At 58.6% G+C, this 23,700-nt stretch carries 25 protein-coding genes; all 25 read right to left on the reverse strand.

Translation table 11 applies throughout. The annotated features are described in order from the left end of the window. Positions 1-433 precede the first annotated feature (433 nt). Positions 434-1,387: a hypothetical protein gene (locus LG30_RS0103990; protein ID WP_152599012.1), complete on the reverse strand. Its 954-nt coding sequence runs from the start codon at positions 1,385-1,387 to the stop codon at positions 434-436. Positions 1,388-1,574: 187 nt separating this feature from the next. Continuing rightward, a complete protein-coding gene (locus LG30_RS0103995) occupies positions 1,575-2,576 on the reverse strand; it encodes a contractile injection system protein, VgrG/Pvc8 family (protein ID WP_033129425.1) in 1,002 nt (333 codons plus the stop codon). 4 nt (positions 2,577-2,580) lie between these two features. Continuing rightward, the gene (locus LG30_RS0104000; protein ID WP_052100829.1) at positions 2,581-2,802 is read right to left on the reverse strand and encodes a tail protein X; all 222 of its coding nucleotides are present in this window, start codon (positions 2,800-2,802) and stop codon (positions 2,581-2,583) included. Next, positions 2,799-3,293, reverse strand: coding sequence for a phage tail protein (locus tag LG30_RS0104005; RefSeq protein WP_033129426.1), 495 nt, complete (start codon positions 3,291-3,293; stop codon positions 2,799-2,801). Before LG30_RS0104005 ends, LG30_RS0104000 begins: the two co-directional genes overlap by 4 nt. Beyond that, entirely contained in the window at positions 3,293-6,007 is a 2,715-nt protein-coding gene (locus LG30_RS20920) for a phage tail tape measure protein (protein WP_034514527.1), read from the reverse strand. The genes LG30_RS0104005 and LG30_RS20920 overlap by 1 nt, the downstream gene beginning before the upstream one ends. Positions 6,008-6,041: 34 nt before the next feature. After that, entirely contained in the window at positions 6,042-6,176 is a 135-nt protein-coding gene (locus LG30_RS22980; RefSeq protein ID WP_152599013.1) for a GpE family phage tail protein, read from the reverse strand. A 20-nt stretch (positions 6,177-6,196) separates the two neighbouring features. Next, positions 6,197-6,448: a phage tail assembly protein gene (locus LG30_RS0104015; RefSeq protein WP_033129427.1), complete on the reverse strand. Its 252-nt coding sequence runs from the start codon at positions 6,446-6,448 to the stop codon at positions 6,197-6,199. Between the two features lie 76 nt (positions 6,449-6,524). Next, positions 6,525-7,037 (reverse strand): phage major tail tube protein, encoded by a 513-nt coding sequence (locus LG30_RS0104020; RefSeq protein WP_033129428.1) that lies wholly within the window; start codon positions 7,035-7,037, stop codon positions 6,525-6,527. A gap of 46 nt (positions 7,038-7,083) precedes the next feature. Next, positions 7,084-8,274 carry a phage tail sheath C-terminal domain-containing protein gene (locus tag LG30_RS0104025; RefSeq protein WP_033129429.1) on the reverse strand — a complete coding sequence of 397 codons (1,191 nt, stop codon included), beginning with the start codon at positions 8,272-8,274 and terminating at the stop codon, positions 7,084-7,086. A gap of 9 nt (positions 8,275-8,283) precedes the next feature. Then, positions 8,284-8,541, reverse strand: a complete 258-nt coding sequence (locus tag LG30_RS0104030) for a hypothetical protein (protein WP_033129430.1) — start codon at positions 8,539-8,541, stop codon at positions 8,284-8,286. A gap of 69 nt (positions 8,542-8,610) precedes the next feature. Then, positions 8,611-9,030 (reverse strand): hypothetical protein, encoded by a 420-nt coding sequence (locus LG30_RS0104035; RefSeq protein ID WP_033129431.1) that lies wholly within the window; start codon positions 9,028-9,030, stop codon positions 8,611-8,613. A 31-nt stretch (positions 9,031-9,061) separates the two neighbouring features. After that, positions 9,062-12,757: a phage tail-collar fiber domain-containing protein gene (locus LG30_RS21095; protein WP_052100830.1), complete on the reverse strand. Its 3,696-nt coding sequence runs from the start codon at positions 12,755-12,757 to the stop codon at positions 9,062-9,064. A 10-nt stretch (positions 12,758-12,767) separates the two neighbouring features. After that, entirely contained in the window at positions 12,768-13,310 is a 543-nt protein-coding gene (locus LG30_RS21100; RefSeq protein ID WP_161785811.1) for a phage tail protein I, read from the reverse strand. Between the two features lie 16 nt (positions 13,311-13,326). Then, entirely contained in the window at positions 13,327-14,172 is an 846-nt protein-coding gene (locus tag LG30_RS0104050; RefSeq protein WP_033129432.1) for a baseplate assembly protein, read from the reverse strand. Beyond that, entirely contained in the window at positions 14,165-14,521 is a 357-nt protein-coding gene (locus LG30_RS0104055) for a GPW/gp25 family protein (protein ID WP_033129433.1), read from the reverse strand. Before LG30_RS0104055 ends, LG30_RS0104050 begins: the two co-directional genes overlap by 8 nt. A gap of 20 nt (positions 14,522-14,541) precedes the next feature. Next, positions 14,542-15,234, reverse strand: a complete 693-nt coding sequence (locus LG30_RS0104060; RefSeq protein ID WP_238566378.1) for a phage baseplate assembly protein V — start codon at positions 15,232-15,234, stop codon at positions 14,542-14,544. Between the two features lie 5 nt (positions 15,235-15,239). Continuing rightward, a complete protein-coding gene (locus LG30_RS0104065) occupies positions 15,240-15,749 on the reverse strand; it encodes a hypothetical protein (protein WP_033129435.1) in 510 nt (169 codons plus the stop codon). After that, entirely contained in the window at positions 15,746-16,345 is a 600-nt protein-coding gene (locus LG30_RS0104070) for a hypothetical protein (protein ID WP_033129436.1), read from the reverse strand. Before LG30_RS0104070 ends, LG30_RS0104065 begins: the two co-directional genes overlap by 4 nt. Beyond that, complete coding sequence (locus tag LG30_RS22860; RefSeq protein WP_274518487.1) at positions 16,332-16,457, reverse strand: hypothetical protein; 126 nt, start codon at positions 16,455-16,457, stop codon at positions 16,332-16,334. The genes LG30_RS0104070 and LG30_RS22860 overlap by 14 nt, the downstream gene beginning before the upstream one ends. Before the next feature lie 239 nt (positions 16,458-16,696). Next, positions 16,697-17,743 (reverse strand): major capsid protein, encoded by a 1,047-nt coding sequence (locus tag LG30_RS0104080; protein ID WP_033129438.1) that lies wholly within the window; start codon positions 17,741-17,743, stop codon positions 16,697-16,699. Between the two features lie 52 nt (positions 17,744-17,795). Further along, complete coding sequence (locus tag LG30_RS0104085) at positions 17,796-19,256, reverse strand: S49 family peptidase (RefSeq protein ID WP_052100834.1); 1,461 nt, start codon at positions 19,254-19,256, stop codon at positions 17,796-17,798. Next, positions 19,253-20,746 (reverse strand): phage portal protein, encoded by a 1,494-nt coding sequence (locus LG30_RS0104090; protein WP_033129439.1) that lies wholly within the window; start codon positions 20,744-20,746, stop codon positions 19,253-19,255. Before LG30_RS0104090 ends, LG30_RS0104085 begins: the two co-directional genes overlap by 4 nt. Next, a complete protein-coding gene (locus LG30_RS0104095; RefSeq protein ID WP_033129440.1) occupies positions 20,743-20,946 on the reverse strand; it encodes a phage head-tail joining protein in 204 nt (67 codons plus the stop codon). The genes LG30_RS0104090 and LG30_RS0104095 overlap by 4 nt, the downstream gene beginning before the upstream one ends. A 12-nt stretch (positions 20,947-20,958) precedes the next feature. Beyond that, the gene (locus LG30_RS0104100) at positions 20,959-23,019 is read right to left on the reverse strand and encodes a phage terminase large subunit family protein (RefSeq protein WP_052100836.1); all 2,061 of its coding nucleotides are present in this window, start codon (positions 23,017-23,019) and stop codon (positions 20,959-20,961) included. Continuing rightward, positions 23,019-23,510, reverse strand: coding sequence for a DUF1441 family protein (locus LG30_RS0104105; RefSeq protein WP_033129441.1), 492 nt, complete (start codon positions 23,508-23,510; stop codon positions 23,019-23,021). Before LG30_RS0104105 ends, LG30_RS0104100 begins: the two co-directional genes overlap by 1 nt. Positions 23,511-23,700 lie beyond the last annotated feature (190 nt).

Genomic DNA, 23,700 nt, shown 5'->3' on the forward strand with positions numbered 1-23,700 from the left:
GGGCGGTCATCGTTGGGAGCGATAGCGACCGGGTTTTGGTAGTTGGAGCGAAGCGACCGACCGAACCGGCCCTGAGCGTAGCGAAGGTGCAAGGGCGGGCATTCTCCAGGAGCGTTAGCGACTAACTGAATCTTTAGAACAGAATAAGTAAAGCAGAATAAATTGGTCTTACTTAATTGAGAATCATGGACGCTTAAGGGTGGCAGCCTGGACACTTAGCGGTTGCCGGCGCGCACTTATGCACAGCTCCATTCAACTCTCTTTGTGGATCTTTTGTACGCGGCGGGATGGGGCGCGGGGGATCTGGCCGGCGCCAAGCATGATGAAAGGGCGATCCTGGCCACCTCAGTGGCCATTTGCCGGATCTGGACCACGACAAAGCCCCAGCGCTAGGGCCGGGGGCTTGTATCCGTATGGTGGCGCCTGGGCGCGTCTACTGCGGGGGCGTGAAACTAGGCTCCCACTTCTCCAGGGAGGGGAACGCCTTGAGCTTGGTATGAATGCTGGCGAAGCCCTCCCCAGAGTTCAGCAGGTGGGCTTGGTAGGCTTGGCGGGCTGCGGCGTGGGCTGCGGCCTTCTCCTGGGGAGTTAGCACAATGGGGGCCTCTGGGTTTGCTGCCCGATACGCTGAGGCCTCACGCGCCGCCTTACGGTCTTGGGCCTCTTTGGCCATCCTGGCCTGAAGGTTCGCCCGCTCCACCTCTCGGCGCTCGGCCTCGGTTAGCTCGAACTTTGGCTTTTGGTGAACATAATGGCGGCTGCGGGCCGCTTCCAGGCGCTCACGATCACGCTTAGAGCCGCCCAGCAGGATAGTTAGGAAATCAGCGCTCACATTCTTGATTGCGCTGGTCTGGATAATGCGCCCGCCGTCACCTTTAGCGGCGACCCGGTGCATGGTGATATATCCGGCATCCTGGAAACGGTGAAACGCCCGTTGGAACCGCTTATGTGGGTGGCCCTTGTGATCGACCATGCCCACCTTTCGTGCCAGTTCCCGGCATGTCCGATGGATGTGGCCAGACTTGGTGGGAATGCCAACAATCAACGAGGTTAGATCCATACATAGCAGAATGGAGATCCCGGCCTTCACTTCAGCCTCGCGGCCTTCGCTACGGTTGCGGCGCATCTTGCCATCACGGTTAGTCCTGCCGTTTAGGGTGGCCAGGGCAAGGAGGGATTCGGGATCACGGTAATAGCTGAACAGGTTTTCAGCCATTTCTCGGAGTATGGCGGGGAGGGTGGCCGCATCCAAGGCGGTGCGAGCCATCGAGAAATCAGGGGCGGATGGATCATGGCCGATGCCATTACCTGATCCTGGGACGTGGCTAGGGTTCGCCTTGCCGAGACCGCGTGGGCGGCCGGCATTCTTCTTCGTGACCTGGGTCATTTTGCCTTCCAAGTAACTTGCATTTGTCAAATGGAAGCAAGGCGGCTATCATCGCACTGCTTGGGGGTGCTTTGATGATGATCGGGGCCTCACTTCGTAAGGGCTCATGATTCGCACTCATGGGCCCTTTCCTTTTATGTGTCCTTTCTGGATCGGGGGCGAGTATCTATCAACGGGGAGTGTAAGTCTACCCCTTTTTGCTCGCCTCGTGCTCCTTGGTACTCAGCCGCAGCACTGAAGATGCGGCCCTATCTTTGCCAATTTCGTGATCGACAGTTTCCACAAACCAGACCCCATTTGCCGATTGCCGGTGGCCCACAATCTGGACCTTGGCGGGGGCGATTATCTCGGGTGTCAGGGGCCTTGTAAGGCTCATTTCGGCCCGCCCCCTCTCCTGCTCCCCTAGCCTTGCCTCGGCTCGTGCCTGGGCCGCCTCTTTCGTTTTCTCCTGCCCCTTCAGCACCAGCGTTTGACCCTCGCCCGACTTAACAACGAGGTTCACAACCTGTTGCTTGCCTTCATCGAAGTATGAGCACTGGACGGCCCCATAACTCCCGCGCTCCTGGATGGTCACGCGCCCGGAGCTTTCCGAGGGGTCAGAGATAACGAATAGCGGGATCTGTGTCCCTGCGGCATTCTCCCCGCTACTCTTTGGAGTGGCGACGATCATCCCATTGGCAACCTTCACCATACCACCGCGAGCCCGCACGGATCTAGTTATAAGGTTCAGATCCGATTCAGCCCTTTGATTTTGATGGCCGATTGGGATCCCCATCAACTTGGGATGAACCCGGCAGGTGTAACCGCATTCCTTGCCCACCTTCTCCAGCAGCTGCCCCAGGGTCAATGGCGCCTCCCAGGTTCTGGTTTTAGGGGTCCGAATTGGTCCCGTCATATCCGCCGAATTTCCGCTGATCTCGATCTCCCCTGTGTTTAGATCTTCGCTGATCTCGTCGAGGGTATAGAGCCCCTTATCGGTTAGTGGCTCCCCCTCGTTGCCGATCCAGATCCCCACTTTGACGCCAGTCCTGGGAAACGTGATCAGGTCGTCCCGATTGTCCATCGTAATGGCGAAGCGGTCCGACTGCTCGCCGGAGTTGTCCGAGATAGTCATACCCAAGAATCGATCCGCAATAAGGCGGGTCATATCGACCCCCTTAACCTCTACACGAAAGCGCGCTTTCTTCATTTCGTTATCCCCAGATCGTGATTGTTTGCCGCTGCCTCACTGGCAGGGGCGGCAGGGTGATTTCAAGATCCATCGGCAGCCTCACGGCCAGCTTGGCGAGCCCTGGGTTTGCATTTAGCACCAGGGCCAGGGCCTGGGGATCCCGGTTGTAATGTTCATCCACAATTGCGTCCAGCATATCGCCCTGTTTTGTGGTGTAGACCATCGTTAGAGTGGCGTTACTCAAGCCCTGTCCTCCCCGTAGCTCTTAATGGTCAAGCTCGCTTTGTAAAGCATCGCCGTTCCGTCCCGCATCATTTCGGACTCGGTAATATCCAGGTCGGTGATACACCACAGCCCAAGATCAGAGCCCCCCGAAATGGTGGTCACGCCACCCACGGGACGAGCGGCGCCGGCAACCAGGCGATAAGGCACCCCATCATCCCCCATAGCCTGGACCACCGGCAGAAACTCCAGGTCGTGGCTTGTCTCTGCGATAACGGTGATCGACAGGGTTTTTGTGACCGTGTTAATGCCCTGGAACTGCAAGGCCGAGGTGCGGAGGTATCGCTGCTTTTCGGCCCAGCGCCAGCTCATAGAGGTCCTGATTTCCTCGTATTCCTGCGTTGATATGCCAAACCGGAGGCCGCCTAAATCCATCATTACAGATGGGCCCTGATACGCATTAGAGGAGGCTTTTAGCCCCCTCATAAAGTTGTCGGCAAACTCAGAAATCATTAGTCATACATCCTTCCGCGTTGTTGCTTGGCGAGATTGCGGTTGTACTCCTCGAGGAGGGCGCGCCCGGAGCGGGTGGCGGCTGCCTCAACATCCTGGGCGGTCAGGTTTGAGCCGTGAACCTGGATATTGTTTTGCAGCACCGGGGCATGGGTGATCACCTCTGTTCGCGGCCTGAGCTGCGCGGCCTTTACAGGCTGCGCCGGAGCCGGCGAGGCTGCCGGCGTGGCCGGAGCCTTGGGCGCCTCCTTGATGGCCTCCTGCGTTTCCTGGTCAAGCTGGCCGAAACCGCCAAGGGCCCAGTTGCCCGCCCCCTTCACCTTCTCCCAACCACCGGCCATGGCCTGCTTGAGACGGTCAGGGATTGCCATGATCGATCCGATCATCTCCTCAACCTTCGCCATCATGCTTGTGGCCACGCTATCCCATAGGGAGGCGAAAAATTCAGATACCGGGGCCCATAGAGTTCTCAGGGCATCCATGGGATCCATGGCCAAGAGAGCCTGAATACCGGCCCACCCCTCGGCAAACTTTGCCGTCACGGTGTCCCAGTTGTTCCACAACCACACCCCGGCAGCCACCAGGGCGACCACGGCGGCGATGATGGCCCCAATGGGGTTGGCAGAAAGGGCGACATTCCAAGCCCACTGTGCGGCGGTTATGGTGGCCATGACGGCGGCACCGGAAAGCAGAGCGGAGCGCCACAGCACCATGGCGGCGGTCATGGCCACTGTTCGGGCCAGGGATAGGGTTTGCACCACCACCCAGGCGGCCATTCGGGCAATCATCACCACCACCGAGACGGCGGCCATGGTCAGGGTCTTGATGAACCCCATTAGGGAGGAGGCAAGGCCCTTGCAAGCCCAGGACGCCAGGAACATGACAAGGCGCATCTTTGCGAACATCAGCCACAAGCCCCCCAGGCCGATCAGCAAGGCGCCGGAGGCCGACAGGAGGAGGCCAAACGCGGTCGTTACAAGCCCGATGGCTTTCACCATCTTAGGGTTAGCGGCCATCCACTCATCAAGCGCGGCCAGCCCCTTAGTGGCAAACCGGACGATCCCCCGATACATGGAATCGAAGGATTCGCCGAACTTCAGTTGCACCTCCTCCAGCATCGAGCCGAATTGGTTTATCTCGCCGTCCAGGTTGTTTAGACGCGCTGCCGCTGCCGCTGCCGCCGCACCCTGGGACGCTCTCAGCTTGGCCGTGTATCGGTCAATTTCGCCAGCGCCGGCCTTGTCCAGGAGCTCAGCCAGGGAGGCCGCGGCTTCTTCGCCAAACATGGTCTTGAGGGTGGCCAGCCGATCCCCTGTGCCCATCTTGTCCGTGGCCCTGGCAATGTCGGCCAGCACATCAGGAAGCGCCCGGACGTTGCCCGCCGCGTCCTTGGTTGCAACCCCCAGGGCGGTAAACTCTTTCTGTGCCTCCTTGGTGGGGCCGGAGAGGCGCAGGAGCGCACCACGTAACGCCGTGCCCGCCTGGGAGCCCTGGATACCCACATTCCCCAGAAGGCCAGACATTGCGGCCACTGATTCAATGTCTTGGCCGGCTGCCTTGGCCACCGGGGCAACATACTTCATGGTTTCGCCCAGCATCCGAAGATCCACGTTGGAGCTCGTTGTGGTCTTGGTCAGCAGATCGGCAACACTCAGCATCTTGTCAGCCTGAAGGCCGAAACCAGACAGAATATTGGATCCAATGTCTGCCGTTGCAGCTAGATCTGTATCTGTAGAGGCTGCGAGGTTCAGAACATCGGTGATCGATGCCATGATCTGGTCAGGGGTAAAGCCTGCCATGGCCAGGAAGTTTTGAGCCATTGCGGCATCAGAGGCCCCGAACGATGAAACCTTGGCAGCGTCACGGGCGGCCTTGGCAAGCTGTGCCTTGGTGTCCGAGCTCATCGCGCCAGTCGCCTGGACGGCGGACATTCGCTTGTCAAAATCCCGATATGGCGACCCGGCAGCATAAACGCCACCGGCCACAGCAGCACCGCCGGCAACCATAGCAGTGCCATAAGTCGCCATCTTGGCGGAGGCTGCAACCGCCTTATCATGCCGCGCCTTGGCCCTTGTTAACGCCTCCTGGCGATTCTTGGCCTTGTCCAGCGCCTCGCTGTGCCTGTTTAGCTCTGCCGTGGCCTGGGACGTTTTGGTGCGGTTCTGGGCCATGGCTTCGCTAAGGTTTCGGGTGTCCACCCCTGACCGGCGCAACTTCTCATCGAGCTGGCGCAGCGCGTCTTGCTGCTTCAGGGTGGCTTTCTCGTGGCCCTTGGCGGCCTGCTCGGCTAACTTGAGCTCGGCCCGCTGGGCGGACGATGCCTTTACGCTGTCACGGTATGCCCGTTCGGCCTGCTTCACCTCCTCGCGCATTGCCTTGGTCGGCTTCTCTACTGACTGCATGGCCACCCGCAAGGACGCGGCCTTATCTGACAGTTGTTGGGTCTGCTTGGTCGTTGCCGCCTGGGCGGTCCGAAGGGTGGTTACTCGCTCGGTCAGGATCTCGCCCTGCACCTGGGACGCCTTGAGGCTCTTTTGCATCATGGCCATGCTGCGCAGATCATCGGCCTGCTTGCCCAGGGCTGAAACATCCCGGCGCGCTCCCTGGGCGCTCTTGCCGAGCTCCTGCATGGAGCCCTTTACCTTCTGGGATGGTGCGGTCACCTTGTCCACCATTTCCAGGATGAAGCTAAGGCGCTTATTCTCTTTCAACATCTACCCCCAAAAACAAAGGGCCAAGCCTTGCGGCCTAGCCCCCTTCCTGGCTTGTGTGGCGCTCGATAGCGATCTTGTGCCACTGCATCAACTCAGGGATCCCCATGCTGGCGGTCGTCCCTGCATCCCACCCCTGAAAAATCATGAATAGATCGGCCTCGATCTCCATAACGTTCTCAGGGTATGCCGTCAGTCCACGAAAAAACCGACAACCTCAGTTTGCACGGCCAGGAGATTTTTAGGGCTCAGCTGGTCCATTACGTTGGCGGTCAGCTGGGGGCAGATACGGGGGATCAAGGTGCGGTGGGTGTTGTAATCCATGCGCAGAATCGAGGCCACTTCAAGGCCGCGCAGCTCGCCAGAACGTGGCTCACGAATGGAAAATTCGGCAACGTCAGTCTCGCCGATCTTGATGGGGGTTGGCAGCTCTACGGTTTTCATTGTCACCTCTACAAAAACAAAAGGAGTGGCCTAGCGCCACCCCTCCATATTACACGCCGCGTTTAACCGCTGCACGTTACTGGCCCAGTGCGGCGCGAATGTCCTTGGTCATGTCGCGGCCATTCATGCGCCAGACATTGGTGAGCTTGTCCACATAGATCAGCTCGCGGCCATCAACCTCTAGCTCGAAATGCTCGATGGCGACGTTAGATTTAACCTCAACTTCTTTCTCTGGGTTGATTTCTCCCAGGTCGAGATCCTTCCACAAGCCGGAGAAGCGCACCACCAGGGGGACCACGCCGCCGTCAACATCAAGGGCGCCGCGCACAATGATCAGCTCGTCACGCGAGGCGTTGGAGCCAGGGAGGCCGATAACCGTTGGGTGAAACGCCTCAATCGTCACCTCGGACTCCATCTTTTCCAGGCGACCGAGTGAGCGCTCAACGGCGCCGGCAACACCAGACATGGCCTTTTCAGCCGTTTTAACAATGATCTTGGGGAGAGTCATTTTGTTGATCAACCCGGCGTAGGATTCATCCCGCAGGAATGCATTCATATCAACCAGGACGTGGGGGAGCTTTGCAGCCATCTATTTAGTCTCCAGGTGGTGGGGGCAACCAAGCCCCCTAGATTGGTTAAGCGAAAATCGCCTCGTTGTATGAGCGGTTAACGTGCTGGCGGAAGGTGCAGCGTTCGGCCACATCGTAGAACCCGAGATCGTAATCCCATACCACCTGATTAGTGCCGATCATGGATTGATTGAGCTCCTGATCTACCCAGCATTCACCGCCGCTGATCACCTCACGCAAGACCATGCGGCGAAGCAGGTTGTTTACTCGCCCCTTCACGCCCTCCACGTAGTTAGCCGTAACGTTGCGGTCCACAAGCTCCTGGTGAGACTCCATGATGGAGAGGCCCACGATGTAGCGGATCCGCTGGTGCGGGATCACCATGGATTTAGGACCGGTCAGGCGGTTGCCGTAGAAGTAGAACCCGCCCTTTTGACCCACCACACAACACACGTTGGCAGCGTTCAGCAAGTTGGCGGTCGAGGTGGAAGATCCGAGGGCGTGATCTACTGGCACCCGCATCCCGGACAGGCCCAGGATCTTGCGGGAGCTGGGGGAGTTCCAATAACCCTCCTCGGCATCAACCCGCATGATGTGGCCAACAGCAGTCGGCAGGAACGGACGATAAAGCGGGGCGCCGGTCGCATCCTTGCCAAAGTAGCATTCGCCATACACAACCAAAGTCCCGTCGTGTTTTTCAGCCTCGGCCATAGCTGCAGTTGGCCCCCCCTTGGACATGCCGATAACCGGGATCGCGTGGAGCTTGTTTGCTACTGCCTCAAGGGCTGGCGTGTGGGTTTCAAGATCGCTATCGCCAGCGGAGGCAACCATCAAGATGGTTGGACGAACCCCCGTTGAGGATTCAGCAGCAAGCAGAGCCTGAAGGCCGGAGGCGTTGCCCTCCCCGTCCACCTCGCCCACGATTGGATCTTGAGCGGAGCCTGGGATTGCCTCGCTGGGTGTGCGAACAACAACGCACAAGGCGCCTTTCTGGCGGTAGATGTCACGGAGGGCCGAACCCAAGGGGCCAACACCCGCCTTTGCAACCTGCTTGTCACTATTGATCAGAACGGCCTTGTTAAGGGGGTATATCTCAGCGTCGGCATCTTCAGACGGGCCGACAATGCCGACCACGGAGGCCGCCATGACCTCGATTGGCCGGGTCGAATCCTCAAGCCAAAAGTGTTCCACGCCATGCAAAAAATCACTGGATGCGAGGGCCCGGGAGACGCCCAGTGCTGATTTGGTTTTGCTCATTTTTTATCCTTACTCTGCCAGGGCGTTGGCCAGGTTGTCGGCGGCTTTCTTCAGCTCAGAATCGGCCAGTTGTTTGTTTGCGGTGGCCGCCACACTGACGCCGCGCACCAAGCTTGCCGCCTGGGTCGCCCGGTAGGCTTCCCGCTCGGCGAGGTGGAAGTTTCGGAGGGCTTGGCGCTCCTCTTGTTGGTCGTTTTTCATGTCAGCCGGGACCGCGCAGCCGGTCAGGGATAAGGCCACGGCCAGGACAACAAAACACTTATTCATGTCATTGCCTCAGTTACGAAAAGGGCCCGCCATAGTGGCGAGCCCTCGAATATTACACCAATCGTTGAATCAAGACGCGAAAGCGAAATGCGGGATCCTGCCGTGCTTGGTCCTCATAACCTCCACGCTGTGACGCTCCAGGGCCTCTAGTTCGGTTGCTTCGGCCTCGGTCAGCACATCCAGGCGGTCCAGGCGCTGCAATCGCGCTATGGCCGATTCAGTGCGCCTCAACTCGGTTTCCTTGCGCTCTGCAAATGCCTTCTGCTCCATCTCGATCTGGGTGGGGCCGTCATAGGGGGCAACCTCGCCATACTCGCCGAACTTGGCCCGCACAAAGAGCTCACGGCCATGGAGCTCGACATCATCATGATGGGCGGTAAATGGCAGGTCCTGACCCGGCAAGTGGGAAAAAGTGGCCATCATGTTGATCGCGGTTTGCTCGTGGTTGCCCCAGCGGGGGGAGTGAGCTTTGATTACTTCAATTTTCATTATTTCATTAATTCCTTATTTCGTTATTTCGTTACGAGACGCGAAGCCAAAGCGTAATTCGCGCGTCAAAGTTACCGCCAGAACCCCAAGATAAACCAAGGCATTTCCATGTTCCTGGCAGAGTTGCGCCGTCTTGGTGGCGATCCCCCGCTGACGCTGGCACAAGAGTAGACCCCGCAACTGTTTGGCCAATATTCTTTGTTACCCCTGAAATGTTAGAGGCTAAAGCGTAAGTGCCCACCTGCCCCCAGCCGCCGGCTACAATATCGGCGTTGCCCTGTGCGGCTGTGTGGGTGTGAGTGGCCGGCGCCGCGCCAAGCCAAGCCCGAACGGCGGCGGGATTGTTGCAATAGCGGGTGTAATTATCCGTCGAGCTGTTAATGCGGAATGCAATAGCCCCACTAAAATCAGCCTGATCCTGATATGTTGCCCGGAGCAGCCGCACCTGTAGATCTCCCGCCGCGTCCCTTACAGCGTAAGTGTCACCCACTGGGCCATAGTTCCAGCCCTTGTTAACCACGCTCCCAAGGCCCACATCGGCGGCTGTCGGTCTGTTCAGTGAGTTGTACTCACGCGCCCAGGCAGTCCACGCTCCATCGGCATATTTTGCTCGGGTCCAGATTCTGGAGCTGTTATAAGACCGATATTCCTGGATCACGCCAGCGGCTTGGTAAACCACCAGGGAGCCCGCGACGTTTTCCGGGTAATGCCTCGCCGCCGAGGCGTTGGCATTGGCTGACTGGGCATACACGCCAGGAGTTTGGAGAGTGTCAAGATCCTCAGTGCCCAGCGGCTTGGCATGGCCTATCGCCTTGGATACCAAACGCGAATCGACCTCTGCTCTCGTGTAAGCCCCAATGTCTGCCGGGGTCGGCTTAAAATCAGCGGTGTAGATGTCAACCCAAGGCTTCCATACGGTACCCGTCTTTTGCCTCACTTTCAGCTGACCAGTTCCACCACTAGAGGCAATTTGGGTCACGAAACTTCCGTGATTCATTACCAGAAGGCCGCCGCCAGCGGTGGGGTAAGGCCAGCTCGGAGAGGGGGCCGAAACGTTATAGAAACCGGCCTCTGTGAGCGTTGATACATCAACAGAACCCACCACCCTGCTCACTGCCGCCTCAATGTCGGCCGGAGTTGGCTTGTTTTTGCTGGTATACACCAAGCGCCACGGCGTCCATGCTTTGGTGTTCTGGGAGTAATTGCGGTGATACACGCCGCCCGCATCATCATAGGGATAGGCTGTCTGTAGCAGAGCCTGATTGCTGTAAATGCTCTTTGTCTCGCAATAGAAATACGCCTTGAATGGCGAGTTTGCGACCGTGGAGCCGTTGAACAAGCCATAATCTCCCGCTGGACGGGTGTCCATGTCACCAGTTCCCACGGTGGCAATGGTGCGCTCGGCATTCCCAAGGGAATCAGAACGGGGCTTGTAAGAACCAGTCGGCAGGGCGCCAACATCTGCCGGGGTCGGCAAGAATTTGGTGTTGTAGGCTTTGATCACCAAGCCATCCGTTACCCCGGCTGGCTTGGTCGCCCCTGGTGCGCCAGTGCTCCATCCCACCAGGGTTGCCCCAGCGGTTACAGCCTCGACTAAAACCCCCATATTGGCGTAAGCCGATGTTTCAACCCAGATCGTGTACTCGTCGCCGGTCTCATTCTTCCAGGCAACATTTGTAACCGCCGGGGAGAAGCCGCCGCGTTGATAGGCCACAACGTTGATCCCCTTGGGGTTGTTGTTGCCAGACCGGCAAATAACTTCCGTTACATCGCACTGGTCCCACGAGCCAACGTTGAAACCGGCACCGCCTGTAATGGTGAACTTGATTGTTGATGCATCTTGCGGGATCTTCACGCGGGCCAAGCCCTGCCACCCCTTTCCTGCGCGCAAGGCGGAAACCTTGCTGGAGCCAGCCAATGAACCGACCTCATTAGGCGAAGGGGGGAAACCAGCATGAAAGACCTTTAAATCACGGTATTTTTTATCACCTGTGCCGGCGTCCTGACGGAATAGCAGGTTGCTAGAGTGGTCAATGCCGATGAACTCGTTAGACTTGCCCGCAATGTCATCATTCTTTTTCCACAGCATGGCAAGGCCGCTTTCCGCAGAGATTGCCGCCCTCTGCAAGTGGACGGGGTCTTTCCCAGTCAAGAATGGGCTTGATGCCTGGGCCGCCTCAAATCGACGGGCCTTAACATCGCCTGTGACCTCGCCGCCGATGGATGGAAAAGCCCCAATATCAGCCGGCGTCGGCTTGTGGTTGGTGTGATAGATTTCGCTCCACTGACCCCAAACGCCCACATACTTCCGGCGCCAGAAAATCCGGTCCTGGGTGTAACTGAAAAACATCTGAGAGGCGCCAGAATCGCCGCCCCATTGGGTGTGCATAACCTGGGACCCTGACGGGCCTTTGTCATATGGGCCGTTAATCGTCTCGCCATAGGCGGCATAAAAGCCGCTGGCCGTGATTAGATCCAGGTTATCGCTCGGAGCGCGAACCCCCATACCACCCAAGCCAAAGCCAGCAGGTGCCGCGCCAAGCTCGGCCAGGGTCGGCTTGTTGCCGGTGTCATAGCTCTTTGTCCAGCTATTCCAGGTTGACCCGGACCAGCGGCGGCGATACATGATCCCAGAATGGGCGATGAAAATGAGATTGACGATGGACGATTCACCGGTCTGATACCGGAACAAAAGGCCAGTCCCGGCTTGGTCATCCGGCTTGCTGGTTGTGGTCGAGATAGCCCGAAAATAACCCATCTTGCCGCCGTTCCAGGTCAGCGGGTCGGAGTTGAGATCGGTCACAGTAAAGGCCTGTTGCTCACCCAAGCCACAACCCTTGTAAGGGTTATTTCCATCATGAAGCAGGCCATAATCTGAAGCCCCCACCCGCACAACCGGATTCGCCCCCTCAGCCATCTGGAAACGGAGGAAAGAAAGGGGCTTGCCCGTCCAGCCACCAAGGACCATCTTTTGATCTGCGGCGGCCTGATCCATCTTGCCACCCTGGAAATACAGCAAGCCGTCAGACGCGGAGATCCTGGCGCCATACCCATCTACAGAATGCACCTGCAATTGACCAGAAACCGTCAAAGGGGCCTCAACCTTGCCGCCCTTCTTGCGATCCAGGGCGCCAATGTCATCCGGCGTCAGGGTTATGTCCTTGTCTAGCGCCTTGTTGTTCACCTTGCGGACGAGGGGGACCCCCTTGAGCTCGGCCAGGGTGATCGTAATGTCCTGGCGAAGTTCCTTGCCGTTCACCTTGCGCTCGATGGGAACGAAAGCCCCCAGGGCCAGATCTGCCCCCGTGCTCTCCACGGTCACGGAATCGGCCGGGATGTTGCCCATAACCAGATCCATGGCCACAAGAAGGGTTGTCCCTGCCGTATGGTTCAGCAATGGGGTTTTCTGGTGGTAGACGGCAAACAGGGTCGCATCTTCCAGGTAGAAGCCGATCCCGTAAATGTCCGCGCTGGGGCGGGTGTCATCGATCAGGCCGGATATGTTGATCTGGTGTGCGCTTACCTTCTTGCCGTCTGCAACCTCCATCCGGTACAGCTCACCCGGCAGGGTGGTTTGTGCGCTGGTTGTGGTGCCTGCGATGTTGGATATACCGATATGCGTAACCTTGGCGGGCTTGCCGAGGGTCGCAGCATCAAGGGCCTTTTCCAGGCCCTTATCTGTCACCACAGGGCGCAGGGCCTGGGCTTCAACAACGTTATCGCTCAAATGCTTTTCCTCATGTCTCGAACTTAAGAACCGTGACGGCGGTCATTCTCAGGGCGGCATAAACGCCAAACTCAGCCCTCAGCATCCCTTGCACACTCAGCAGGAAGGGGCGGGAGTACGGGCGGGCGGCATCAACGGCCTCCCGGATATGCCTAGTGATCGCCGAATCTACACCCTTTGTGTAATCAACAGACACAAAAGCAGTGACCAGGAACATACCAGGCTCCAGATCTTCGCCACCGGGCTCAAACCATTCCCGCAGGTCACACTTTACGTCTAACGACTCCAAGGCCTGCTCTACAGATGCCCTGGTGCCCTTTCCTCTGTGCAAGTCCAGCGCGCCCGCAATGACTTGGCGCTTCACCTTCTCAGACCATGAGTGGTCCCAGGTGTCCGTATTCATGGCCCACGCCAGATAGGGCAAGGCAACCTCTGGACAGCGCCAGGGATCCCACAGGGTAGATATGGGGATCTCCACGCTCTCGATGTGGGAAAGGGCCTTATCTAACTCCCATTCCAGCACGGAGCTTGAACGGGGCAGCAGGGGGGGCATTACCCAATTGGGGTCATTACTCGCCATCTGTCCAGCCCCCAAACTCAAGCGCGATACCTGTGCAATATGGGGCCTCAGTGGGGGCGCAAACCACGTCTGACCATTCTATCAGATTCACTTCCTCAACCCCCGCAACCATCAACACGGCGTGTAATGCGGAGGCGGTAATTTTCCCTTTAAACTTGTGCATCATGGCCACATAAGCGGTGGCGTTTTCCTGGGCTCGCTTCATCACCGAGTCAGGATCGGGGTTTCTCCCCTGGAGCAAAACAGCTTTCACGCTGTACTCGATAACCACCGCCGACTCCACCTTAACCTTGTCAGTTAAGGGGCGCCGGTTCCAAAGGTACGCCTCGACAATATCGCACTGTGCCCTTGTGACCGTCCCGTTACCGGCATAACCCAGCATATACATGGTTATGCACACCGGGGCGGGGGAGGTGCATAACGCTTGTTTCATGTTCGGATGCGCGCTCTTGGCGTGGAACTCATAGGCGGGCTTTGGGCCGGCAACAGATAAGCCGCTGGGGGACTCGTGCAGGCGCTGGCGATAAGCCTCGTCACCCTCCCCCTCCAGGCGAGAAACAGGATTCCCGTCGCTCATACGGTAGTAAGTGACACCGATGTGATCTAGGTCGGTCCCGTGGGCGGTGGCCAGCATGACGGCCCTCACCTGATCATCTGCATCCTGGCGTAACATCTGCTCCCGGTACGCGCCGGCAAGCATGGTCCGAAACGCCGGATCCGATGGCGTCATCTGGTCCAGGCTGCCCACCTTGGCCATCTCCTCCTGGATCGCGCCATAGGTCATCTGTTTTACTGCACTCAGCGGCGGCAGCAGCCGCAAATCTACCTTAGCCAATCCTAACCCCCTCAATAGTTGTCGGCTCGCCCGATGGAACCCAGGTTCCCACCACCTGGAGCTCCAGCCAGTTGGGGCCAGCGGAGGTTATGCCCACCTGATCAAGCCTGAAATCGGGTAAGCCGTTCTCTGGTTCGGCCACAGCAGCGGCCACCCGCACAAACACATCCATCGGAAATCCTGGGGTCATGTTCCTATCCAGGATTGAGAGGAGATCGGCCCCATATAGACGGCGACCAACGAGCGTCCCAGTTTGGAAGCTCAGGCAATCCGTGAGCCGCTGGCGTAGCGACTCCATCCCGTTTAACTCCTTTCCAGTATCCCGACACATCACGGCAATGGTCGTCATTTCGTTATTTCCTCATTTCGTTATTTTGCGGCAAACACCTTGCTCGAACAGTCGCCGTGTGGCTTGCCGGTATAGGCGCAGATGTGCGCGCCCGTCACAACCCCGGAGCCACCCCCGCAAAGGGATACCTTGCCGCCATCGCTGCCGATAGTACCACCGCCCCCGCCGTCCATCGTGACACCCGCACCCTTAAGGATTACGGCCTTGGCTGCCACAATTTCACAGGTGGCGGCGGATTCAATTTTGGCGGGGCCCTTGGCCTTCACGCTCACCGATGCCCCGGATTCAACCTTGGCGGCGCCGGTCGCCTTGATATTCACGCTCCCCGTTATGTCTGCATCCACATCGCCGGCAACGACAACGGATAACTTGTGCGTGGCCATGTTGTAAGTGATCACCGTCCCATCTGGCCATTGCATCACGGTTGAATCTGGATCACTGGCAGGGGCCGGCATGGCGTTATGATAGGACCCGATAAACGCCTCGCCCTGGTTCACGTCGCCATTGCTGATCACCGTCACCCCCTCGCCCACCTGGGGAGGCGACCAGATAGTTACCTGACCAGAACGGGACGGCTTCCACTCGATCCAGTCGCTCACCGAATCCGGGCCATAGCGCACCCTCACGCGGTAGTTATGGTGATCCACCTGCTCAACTGTGCCCCTGACCACCATTTGCTCCAAAGCCCGCTCCAGGCGCTCCAGGCGCTCCATTACGCTCACTTAGGGAAATCCTCCAGGCGGTGTGGGTGGTCGTGGCAGCCCTTCAGCCAAAACCCATCCCCAAGCTCATCATCGGGGGCCCACTCCTCGCCCAGGTAAACGGTCTGATCCCAAGTGACCACCCAGCAGGCGAGGCCGTGGGCATCCTCTTTGAAGATCCCAGGCATGGCGGCGATACGGGAGGGCAGGGCTACGGCATCAGACAGGGACCACCGTTGCCCGTGAACCTTGCCGGCCACGGCGGCGGCCATGTTCTTAATCTGGGCCTCGTGATTCTTGGTTCGGGTGGAAAGTACGCAATAGGCCGCAAACGCGCACTCGTGCGCATTCCGGCCACCGCTTAGACGCTTGCCCGGCTCGAAGCTCTCCAGGTCGATAAATACAGCCGGCGTTTGCATGGAGTCGGCCAGTTCATCCGGCATCACATCGACGGTCTTTAGGCGGGGAATTGCCTTCTTGAGTGTGTCGGCCATCAGCCGGTTTAGCTCGGTAAAATCGGTGATCATGTCATCCCTTTGATGTGCTTCAGCTCATGCTCAAAACGAGCCTCAAAAGTGCGGGTGGCGATCTTCTGGTAACGCCTGAAAATGGGGGTTGTGATAGTGGCCAAGTCGTGGGAAATGCGAATAACAGGAAAGCGGCCATCAATATTAACGCCGGAGCCGGGGCCATCCAGGCCGGGGAGCTTAAGGCCAAGCTCTCGGGCCCGCTTCTTGCGGATCCAGCCTTTGCGGCCATGGTGGAAAACGTCTTGGTAAAAACCACCTTTGACCATGCCGCCCTTGTGGCTTAGGCCCGCCTCGGTCTGCTTCACGTTGGGGTCTGCCACATCGACCGGCATCCTGTTAATCCCGACAAACAGAATCCAAACCGGGTCCTCGCCCTTGTATGACTTCAGAGTTATTCGGTTCGTGAGCATCTTGACCGGGATCCCGTGAGCTTTGGCCACCTCCTTAGCAACCCCGGATCTAACACTCCTCATGGTCCGCTCGGCGGCACGATTGGCCGCCTTTGTCACTTCCGACCCGGTAGCCTCCAGGGTAGCGATCAGCCCCTGGAGCGCGGCCCGGTCAAACAGCAGCTCGAAATTACCGCCAGCCATCGGGATCCCCCTCCTCCAGTTCTTGGGAGGTGGCCAGGAAAATCAGGGTTGACCCCTCGCCGTCCGCCTCCCAATCTGCTGGGAAGTAGCGGCCCCCGTTCACCACAATCACCCACTCGTTTGTTATGTCGTGGACCTCCTCGGTTAAGGCCCGCAACCTCTTGGCCGTAGAACGAAAAGAGGGGCCGCCCGAGCCCTTCCCAGACTGACGGACATAGCCCACAGACTCAGGATTGACAAAGACGGCCCCTAGTTTTCGCTCCTCCCCCATTTCAGTAATGGCAAGCACCGACTGGTGCCGGCCTACCCGCCGAATGGTTCGGCGGGTGGCCTTGAGGAACGGATCGACCATTACTTGCTGGCTTTAGACTCGGAGGCCACCATCCCTTTGATCGACAACTGACGCACAGCCAGGGGGCTGGTGCAGATGTTGATCGGGTTGGACTGGCTTTCAGTGTCGAGGCCCTTGTTGAACTTCTTGGGCTCGACCCGGGCGTAATACGGGAGGCCGACAGTGTTAACGGTCTCGTTGTAGTTCGCCGGGGCAAAGCGGGTCAGGAACAAGCCGCGATTATCCTCTGGGAACACCAGGGCGGTGCCCTCGGAAACATAGCGAGTGCCATCTGGCATTTTCTCGTTGTGCTCCTCCCACAAGATGCCGTCCCAGTCGATGCCGCCGCGCACATCCTCGCGCAAGGCTTTGCCATCTTGGAAACGCTCGTAAGCCTTAACAAAGCTCGGATCTTCCATCAGCTTGTCCATGAACTCGGGAGAGGCAAAGCCACGATAACGGCGAGCGGGCACACCGTCCTGGTTCTCCTTGGATTTGCGCAGCACCTCGGCGATCTGGTTACGGACCCCCTTGGGAGCGGAGAAATCGATCTCATGCTGGGCGTCCGCCTCGTTCAGGCCAAACTCCTTGAAGAAGTCAACCAGGGTGCGGCCAGACTTGCCGATCACCTTGCCCTTGAGGGCACCAAAGCGCAGGCTCTCGATAGTAATATCCAGGGACAAGCGCTTATCGGTAAAGTGCTCGTCGATCACCTCCTGGAAACGCTCGCCGCCGTCGTCGTTGGCGTACTCCTGGCCGAACGCTCGGACGCCCTGCAGATCATCAGCCACGATCTCACCAACGAGCGGCAGGTGAACGGCGCGCACGGTAATTACATCGCGGTCGCCGCGCTCGGCCTTGTCGCCCTCCTCGCCCCGCTCTTTGTCGGTCACGATCTGGAGCTTGCCCGCCTTGTGCTCAACGTCCACATGGGTAGTGGTGACGCCTTTCTCTGAAAACACACCCAGCTCAGCCAGCCGACACTTGGGGACCTTGGTTTTGTTGATCGATGCGGTCAGGTTTTTGATACCGAATTTTTCAGACTCCATTGCGGCCTGTACGCTCATTTGTCACTCCTGGAAATGGCCCCGCCGAACGGGGCAGGGCCTGGGTTACTGGTTATCGGTTGGCGTAGATAGTGGACGGGTCCAGGTGGTCGCAGTTGGCCGAATTTTTGCTCTGCTGCTCGCTGTTGATATGAGCCTCACCGGACGCCTGGGCCTGGGCCTCCTGGATTGCCACGGCAACCAGATCGGCGGGCTTGTCAGCAACAGCCATCAAGGCACCGATGGCGCCATCCATCCCAACGGCGGCGAGTTTAACACGGAGCGTGGAAGCGAACGCGATAGCTGATTCGGCGGCGGCAAGGGTTTTCCCTTCCTTCAGCAGGTCCGCCGCAAGGGCCGGGATCCCAGCGGCGGCGGCCTTTTGGACAATATCGGCGGCGTGCGCAATGGCCATTGCCGGCACCGGGGGCGCCATGGATGCCTTGATCGCGTCCATCACATCCGGGCGAGCCTCAGTGATAAAGGACACCACATCAGCGGTGGCCATGGTCGCCTGATCCGGCAGGGCCGCGCCGATCTCCACATTCTCGGCCACCAGGGCGGCGACCACCTCGGGAGCGACTTCAGCCAGGGACGCCACGGCATCAGAAACGGTCATGCCGGCAGACAGGGAAATGGCTTGTTCAATGGTGGCAGCGCTGGCGGCTGGGGTGTTACTCATTGCTTTATTTCGTCCTTTCTTTAAATCGTTAATCACAGACTCCAGGGAGCCAAGTTTGTCTGCCATGCCCGCCTTTACTGCATGCTCACCCATCAAAACCCAGCCCTGGCCAAAGTCATTTACAACCGCGTCACGGGTCACGCCTCGATAGGCGGCAACCCTGGTCACGAACACCTCGGCGAGTTGATCAAGGCTTTCCTGGTAGGCCTCCCGGCCCTCCTTGCCCTTGGGGTCCATTCGCTTCAGCGGGGACTGGCTGGACACCATTTCAATCGTCTCGAATGGCTCATCTTTGGATGCCTTGCGGATCCGCATTGTCTGAACCGTCCCGATTGACCCAGCCGTGGCCGTGGCATCGATCACCACCTCCTCGCAGGCTGACAGGACCCAGTAACCAGCCGAGGCGGCCATTCCGCCCGTATAGCCAACAATTTTCTTTTTGCCCCTTGCGGAGTAAATCAGCTCGGCCAGCTCGTGGATCCCGTTGGCCTCGCCGCCCGGACTATCTACAACCAAGACGATTCCACGAATGGTGTAATCATCGAGCGCGGCTTGAATCTGACAAGCCAGTGTCTGGGTCGATGTTCCCCCGCAAATGGCCTCGAACATCCCGGCGTATCGAGAGATAACCCCAATGGCGGAAATGACGGCCACACCGTCCCGCACCTCATACCCCGCTTGGGCCTTCTGCCCTGGGCGAGTCGCCAGGGCTGAAGGCGCAGGAAAGCCAAGAGCTGACATGTCCAGGTTATCCAGGTCACGGGCTGAAATCTCCCCCATGGCCTGAAGGTGGGCGCCGTCGAGGGCCCAGGCTTTGGTTGTCAGGTATCGCAGGGCGAGCCCTTGTTTCATTCTTCGGTCTCCTTGTCGCCGGTAGAACCCCCGAACATTGGCAGATTGTCAGGGTTCAAATCATTCTCGGCGCAGATGTTACGCCATTTCTTGATGGTCCTCGCGGTAGCCGCCATGTTCTCATCAAGGTCCGCGCCGCAATCCGCCGCCTCGCGCTCTGGGTTGCTGTATAGGCTCTTGATCGCCATGTCGCGGGATCTAATGTCCTGCTCTGGGTGCAGGTGGCGCCATGCATCCGGGCGAATGTCGAGGGCGTAGTAAGCCCAAGGGTTGTCGGCAAAATCCGGGGCAGAGATATGACCCATCAATACACACGAATCGACGAACCAGCGCCACACACCAAGGCACACCTGGAAGCCCAACAGGTTGAGCTGATCGCTGGCCACCCCTCGGCGGTACTCGTTCAAGATTGCCCGGATCGTGCGGTCACTCAGGCCCGACCAATCCCCAGTCAAAACCGGATAGGGTATATCCAGGGCGGCGGCCAGTTGCTGCATTTGGGACTTGATGAAATCCGCATAGCCGGCGCCGGTACTGTCCCCCTCGAACAGCTGGAGTTTTTCACCCGCCATCCCGCGTAAGATGGTCCCAACGGCCACCTCTTGGCTTTGCTCTGGCGCGGCAACGTCTTCATAAAGAGGCTTCCCCGTTTGGGGGTCGAACTCCATATCGTCCTCTGCGAAGTTCTCCCGGTACAGGAAACCAGTAAAGGCGCTGCGGGTTTTCTTCCTCACCAATTCGGCGTCGCTGTACTCGGTAAACTCCCGATCCTTCAACAGGGCCGCGCTTGTCCCTGGCTCACCCCTGATCTGACCGGGGCGCGTAGCTTGGTAATGGTGGATAACGTCGCGGGCCGGAACCCTCACCAGATCGTTGATCGTCACCGTGCCCCAATCCAAATCGGTTGGGTGTTGCTTGTGGAACCAAAAGGCAACCTTTTTCCGGCCCAGGAGCTCCACCCCTTGAACGATACGGCGGTTCCCTGCCAGGCGCTTATTGAGCTCCATCGGGCAAAACTCAGCCTCCAGGATCTCCAACTCGAACGGGACGCGGGGGCCGGCCTTGATGGTGGTCGGAATGCGACGAATGAACACCTCGCCGCCAGTCTTACGGGCCCTCGACAGTTGCTGAAGGATGGCGCCGAAAGTCATATCCCCCCAGGGATCTAAGCAGTGTTGGTGCTGCTTCCACAGGGCATCTAGTGCCTCTTTTACGTCCGGGTCCTTGCAGGTGGAGATCAGGACAACCCCTTTCCCCACCTCAGCGGTAACACCCTTCTCGATGGCGGAGCGCAAATAGGGGCTGTTCCTGTGCGCCTGCCGTGAGCGATTGCGCAGAACCGGGCCGGCAGCCGCTAGGGCGCGATTTGGTCCTATGGCTGGGGCCTGCCACCCATGCCCCCTCGGGGTCCTCGTGGCGCCCTCGTAGGGCTGCCCACCAACGGCAAGGGATTTGCCATCAAGACCCAGGATCACGCTTTGCCGCGTCATCGGATCCCCCTGTCCAGCTGGACACGATAACCGGCGAACGGCGAGGAGCCCTTTCTAAGGCAATGGATAATATGGCGCTTTGCCTCCATCAGCTCCTTGATGGAGCGATAGGTGATCTCGCGGCCATCGACAACAACCGACAGCTCGCCGGTTGCAATGGCCTCGTTTAGGTTCTGTATATCTTCTTGCGTGAATGCCACTAACTCCCCCCTTTAACTAGACCGTCTGCGCCGTCTGGCTGGCTTGGCCAACACCTCACAATCTGCGGATCCGTCCAGAATTTCCGGGTTGCTGTCTATGGCTTCAGCCCACAGCGGCGGATTGTCCCAGTCGGTGATCTTGTCGGCCTTCAGCCAATAGATGGCGCTCCACGCATAGTGTAACAGGTCGAAAGATTCATTACGCGCAGCCACCTTTTCCCAGTGCCCCGCCGCGTCTCGCTCCTCGGCGTTGAGCTCGTCAAAAAAGCGCTCTGGCAACCAATCCGGGAAATGGATATAGCGGGGGCCGGGTTCATCCCTCAACAAGGAGGCGCTGGCAATATCCTTCAGGCGGTCGGAGTTGAGGAACATCACCGGCACATCGCCCCAGACCTTGGCCTTGCGATCACTGCGGCCTGTGTTATCTGGGAAACGCTCCTCTATCACTGGGGCGCCCTTCCTGCCGGAGCCCTTCACAAGCCGAAATCGGCGGTGTAAGCCTTCTTGCTTAAGGCGGCGGAAATACGCATAGGCTTTGTCTGTCACGCCGTCCTCGCCCGCGCTATCGCATACCGTGCGCAAGATGGGCATCAGGCGGCCCGAGCCATCATCAATTTGGTATGCCTTTTTCACCACCTTCTCGGTGATCAGATCCCAATCCTCGTCGTAAACGCCGGGTTTCACCCTCACGAATTTCTCGGGGTTCTCTGGGTCTTGGCGCCGGCTTTTCTCGATCTTGAAGCGATCAATAATCACTGACTCAAGACCAGGGCCAAAACCTTGCACTTGCACCTCAAAACGGCGCTCTTTTCCGGCCTGCACATCTATGGTGGCGATCAGGAAACGCACCCAAGACGGAACCACCTTGACCCCCAGATCCGCACGGCGGGAGGCCCAGCCTTCAGCGCTCCTTTCCGTGGCTCGGGGTGGGGTGAATGCATTGCCCTGGTCAACGTTGATCGTTGCCTTCAGGTCCTTGAAATCACCGGTTGAGTCGTACACCTTCAGGGCGGCAACGTATTTATAAACAAGCTGATTCCAGGTCTGAAAAGCGGCGGTTGGCCCCTTCTGCCAAAAACTGGCCGTGCGGGTCAGCCTGGGCTCCCCGTGCATCCTGCCGGCCCGGTCCAGGGTGCAACCCTCGGGCAGCCATAAGCCCCCAGCGTTGGCCTGGAGCTTGAACGGCTTGCCGTTCACTCGCTGGCCCTCCTCATATACCGATCCACAATGTGGGCAGGCGATCACAACATGCTTGGATGCCCTGGCCGGGTCCGTTTCCTCCTTGTCATACTGAAGAAGTTCAAACCCAGGCTCGAACCACTCGCGGCAGTCCGGGCACTGCCACATGAACAGGCGCCGATCCCCCAGGTTGTAGAGGCTCAGGATGCCAAGGGTTGGCGGTGCCTCATGTCTGGTTGCCGGTCGATAGCCGGGATCCGTGATCTCAAAACCTGGGGAGCTCTCGGCAAGCACCATCCCGGAGCTCATGAAAGTCTGGGTTCGCTTGCCGGCAAGGATAAACCCCGACCCCTCGCCGCCAATGTCTGGGGGCATCCGGTCATAATCGGTCAAGGCCACCCGGCGCCAGTCGGAGGAGGCAAACACGGTCTTTGAAGGCCACCCCACCTTGAGGAAGTTTCCCGCCCTGGTCTTTATGTCGTGTACGTTGTTATCGTGGCCATATGGCGAAAGGGCGGCCCGCACCTGGGGGCTTGCGGCAAAGCAGCGCTGTAATCGCTTTTTGCTGTACTCGCGGGCCTTGTCCTCGGAGATCTGGACGATCAGCATGTCGGCCCGGTCCCTGGCAACCGTATCCATCACCCAGCCATCCACCAGGGAGACCGTTTTTGCCGTTCGGGCTGGCCCTACGAATATCACCGAGTCATAGCGGCGACTTTTCAGGGTGTCCATGGGCTCGATCATGTAGGGGGTCAGGGCGGCATCCCAGGGCACCATGGCCCCGGACTGCTCCACATAAAGGAGCTCTTTTGCTGACTCAGACAAGGGGGTGCGGGATGGAGCCCTAACAAGCTCAATCACATCTCGGCGCACCCTTGAGGCTTTGGCGTACATCAGTCGGCAAGCTCCTTCAGCTCAAAATAAAGTTGGTTGCGCATCGAGTCGCTAACGGCCTCCAGCTGCTCCAGCTGCTCAGGGGTAAACATGCGGGTCCGTTCCATCTTGTCCGGTAGGGAGTCGAAGAAGGAGCAAACCACCTTGAGGGTTTCGGCCAGCCCCTCCCTGTGCTCCTCCTCGGGGATAACCCGCCTCACTTCCTTCTCGAACTTCAGGCGCTCGTTTTCGGATTGGAACCATTCCTTTCGATCCTTTGGGCCCAGCCTTTCCGGCTTGACCACTTCTGAAACCTGGACGGACTGACTGGCGAAGATGGCGGGGGAGGCGTCAGCGAGGTGATAAATAGGAGCGTTTCCCTTCTTGCCGCACGGCTTCACGCCAGCATCAATCAGGCGTCGTCGTATCGTGTCGCGGTGCAAGCCAAAGGCGTCCGCCATCTTGGATATGTTCCACCGGTAGGCATCGACCAGGGCCGTTACTTCCCCCATGCATCACCATTTCGTTAATTCGTTAAATGACGAAAGGCCCCATTTCTGGAGCCTTTCTTTTGACTTTCTTGTGACCGGTCACGCCGCTTTCAGCTTGAGCTTGTGCCCCTCTGCTATCAGGTGCGACAAACCAGGAGGCAGATTTACCCGCCCGCCTCGGTCCCAGATATACCAGCAGTATTCGCAAGAA

This window comes from Aeromonas aquatica (assembly GCF_000764655.1).
In the GTDB taxonomy this organism is placed as follows: Bacteria; Pseudomonadota; Gammaproteobacteria; order Enterobacterales; family Aeromonadaceae; genus Aeromonas; species Aeromonas aquatica.

Excerpts from the sequence above, each read along its gene's own strand:
- LG30_RS0103990 (WP_152599012.1), bottom strand. The coding sequence starts at position 1,387 with ATGACCCAGGTCACGAAGAAGAATGCCGGCCGCCCACGCGGTCTCGGC.
- LG30_RS0103995 (WP_033129425.1), bottom strand. The coding sequence starts at position 2,576 with ATGAAGAAAGCGCGCTTTCGTGTAGAGGTTAAGGGGGTCGATATGACC.
- LG30_RS0104005 (WP_033129426.1), bottom strand. The coding sequence starts at position 3,293 with ATGATTTCTGAGTTTGCCGACAACTTTATGAGGGGGCTAAAAGCCTCC.
- LG30_RS20920 (WP_034514527.1), bottom strand. The coding sequence starts at position 6,007 with ATGTTGAAAGAGAATAAGCGCCTTAGCTTCATCCTGGAAATGGTGGAC.
- LG30_RS22980 (WP_152599013.1), bottom strand. The coding sequence starts at position 6,176 with ATGGAGATCGAGGCCGATCTATTCATGATTTTTCAGGGGTGGGATGCA.
- LG30_RS0104015 (WP_033129427.1), bottom strand. The coding sequence starts at position 6,448 with ATGAAAACCGTAGAGCTGCCAACCCCCATCAAGATCGGCGAGACTGAC.
- LG30_RS0104020 (WP_033129428.1), bottom strand. The coding sequence starts at position 7,037 with ATGGCTGCAAAGCTCCCCCACGTCCTGGTTGATATGAATGCATTCCTG.
- LG30_RS0104025 (WP_033129429.1), bottom strand. The coding sequence starts at position 8,274 with ATGAGCAAAACCAAATCAGCACTGGGCGTCTCCCGGGCCCTCGCATCC.
- LG30_RS0104030 (WP_033129430.1), bottom strand. The coding sequence starts at position 8,541 with ATGAATAAGTGTTTTGTTGTCCTGGCCGTGGCCTTATCCCTGACCGGC.
- LG30_RS0104035 (WP_033129431.1), bottom strand. The coding sequence starts at position 9,030 with ATGAAAATTGAAGTAATCAAAGCTCACTCCCCCCGCTGGGGCAACCAC.
- LG30_RS21100 (WP_161785811.1), bottom strand. The coding sequence starts at position 13,310 with ATGCCCCCCCTGCTGCCCCGTTCAAGCTCCGTGCTGGAATGGGAGTTA.
- LG30_RS0104055 (WP_033129433.1), bottom strand. The coding sequence starts at position 14,521 with ATGACGACCATTGCCGTGATGTGTCGGGATACTGGAAAGGAGTTAAAC.
- LG30_RS0104060 (WP_238566378.1), bottom strand. The coding sequence starts at position 15,234 with ATGGAGCGCCTGGAGCGCCTGGAGCGGGCTTTGGAGCAAATGGTGGTC.
- LG30_RS0104065 (WP_033129435.1), bottom strand. The coding sequence starts at position 15,749 with ATGATCACCGATTTTACCGAGCTAAACCGGCTGATGGCCGACACACTC.
- LG30_RS0104070 (WP_033129436.1), bottom strand. The coding sequence starts at position 16,345 with ATGGCTGGCGGTAATTTCGAGCTGCTGTTTGACCGGGCCGCGCTCCAG.
- LG30_RS0104080 (WP_033129438.1), bottom strand. The coding sequence starts at position 17,743 with ATGAGCGTACAGGCCGCAATGGAGTCTGAAAAATTCGGTATCAAAAAC.
- LG30_RS0104085 (WP_052100834.1), bottom strand. The coding sequence starts at position 19,256 with ATGAAACAAGGGCTCGCCCTGCGATACCTGACAACCAAAGCCTGGGCC.
- LG30_RS0104090 (WP_033129439.1), bottom strand. The coding sequence starts at position 20,746 with ATGACGCGGCAAAGCGTGATCCTGGGTCTTGATGGCAAATCCCTTGCC.
- LG30_RS0104100 (WP_052100836.1), bottom strand. The coding sequence starts at position 23,019 with ATGTACGCCAAAGCCTCAAGGGTGCGCCGAGATGTGATTGAGCTTGTT.
- LG30_RS0104105 (WP_033129441.1), bottom strand. The coding sequence starts at position 23,510 with ATGGGGGAAGTAACGGCCCTGGTCGATGCCTACCGGTGGAACATATCC.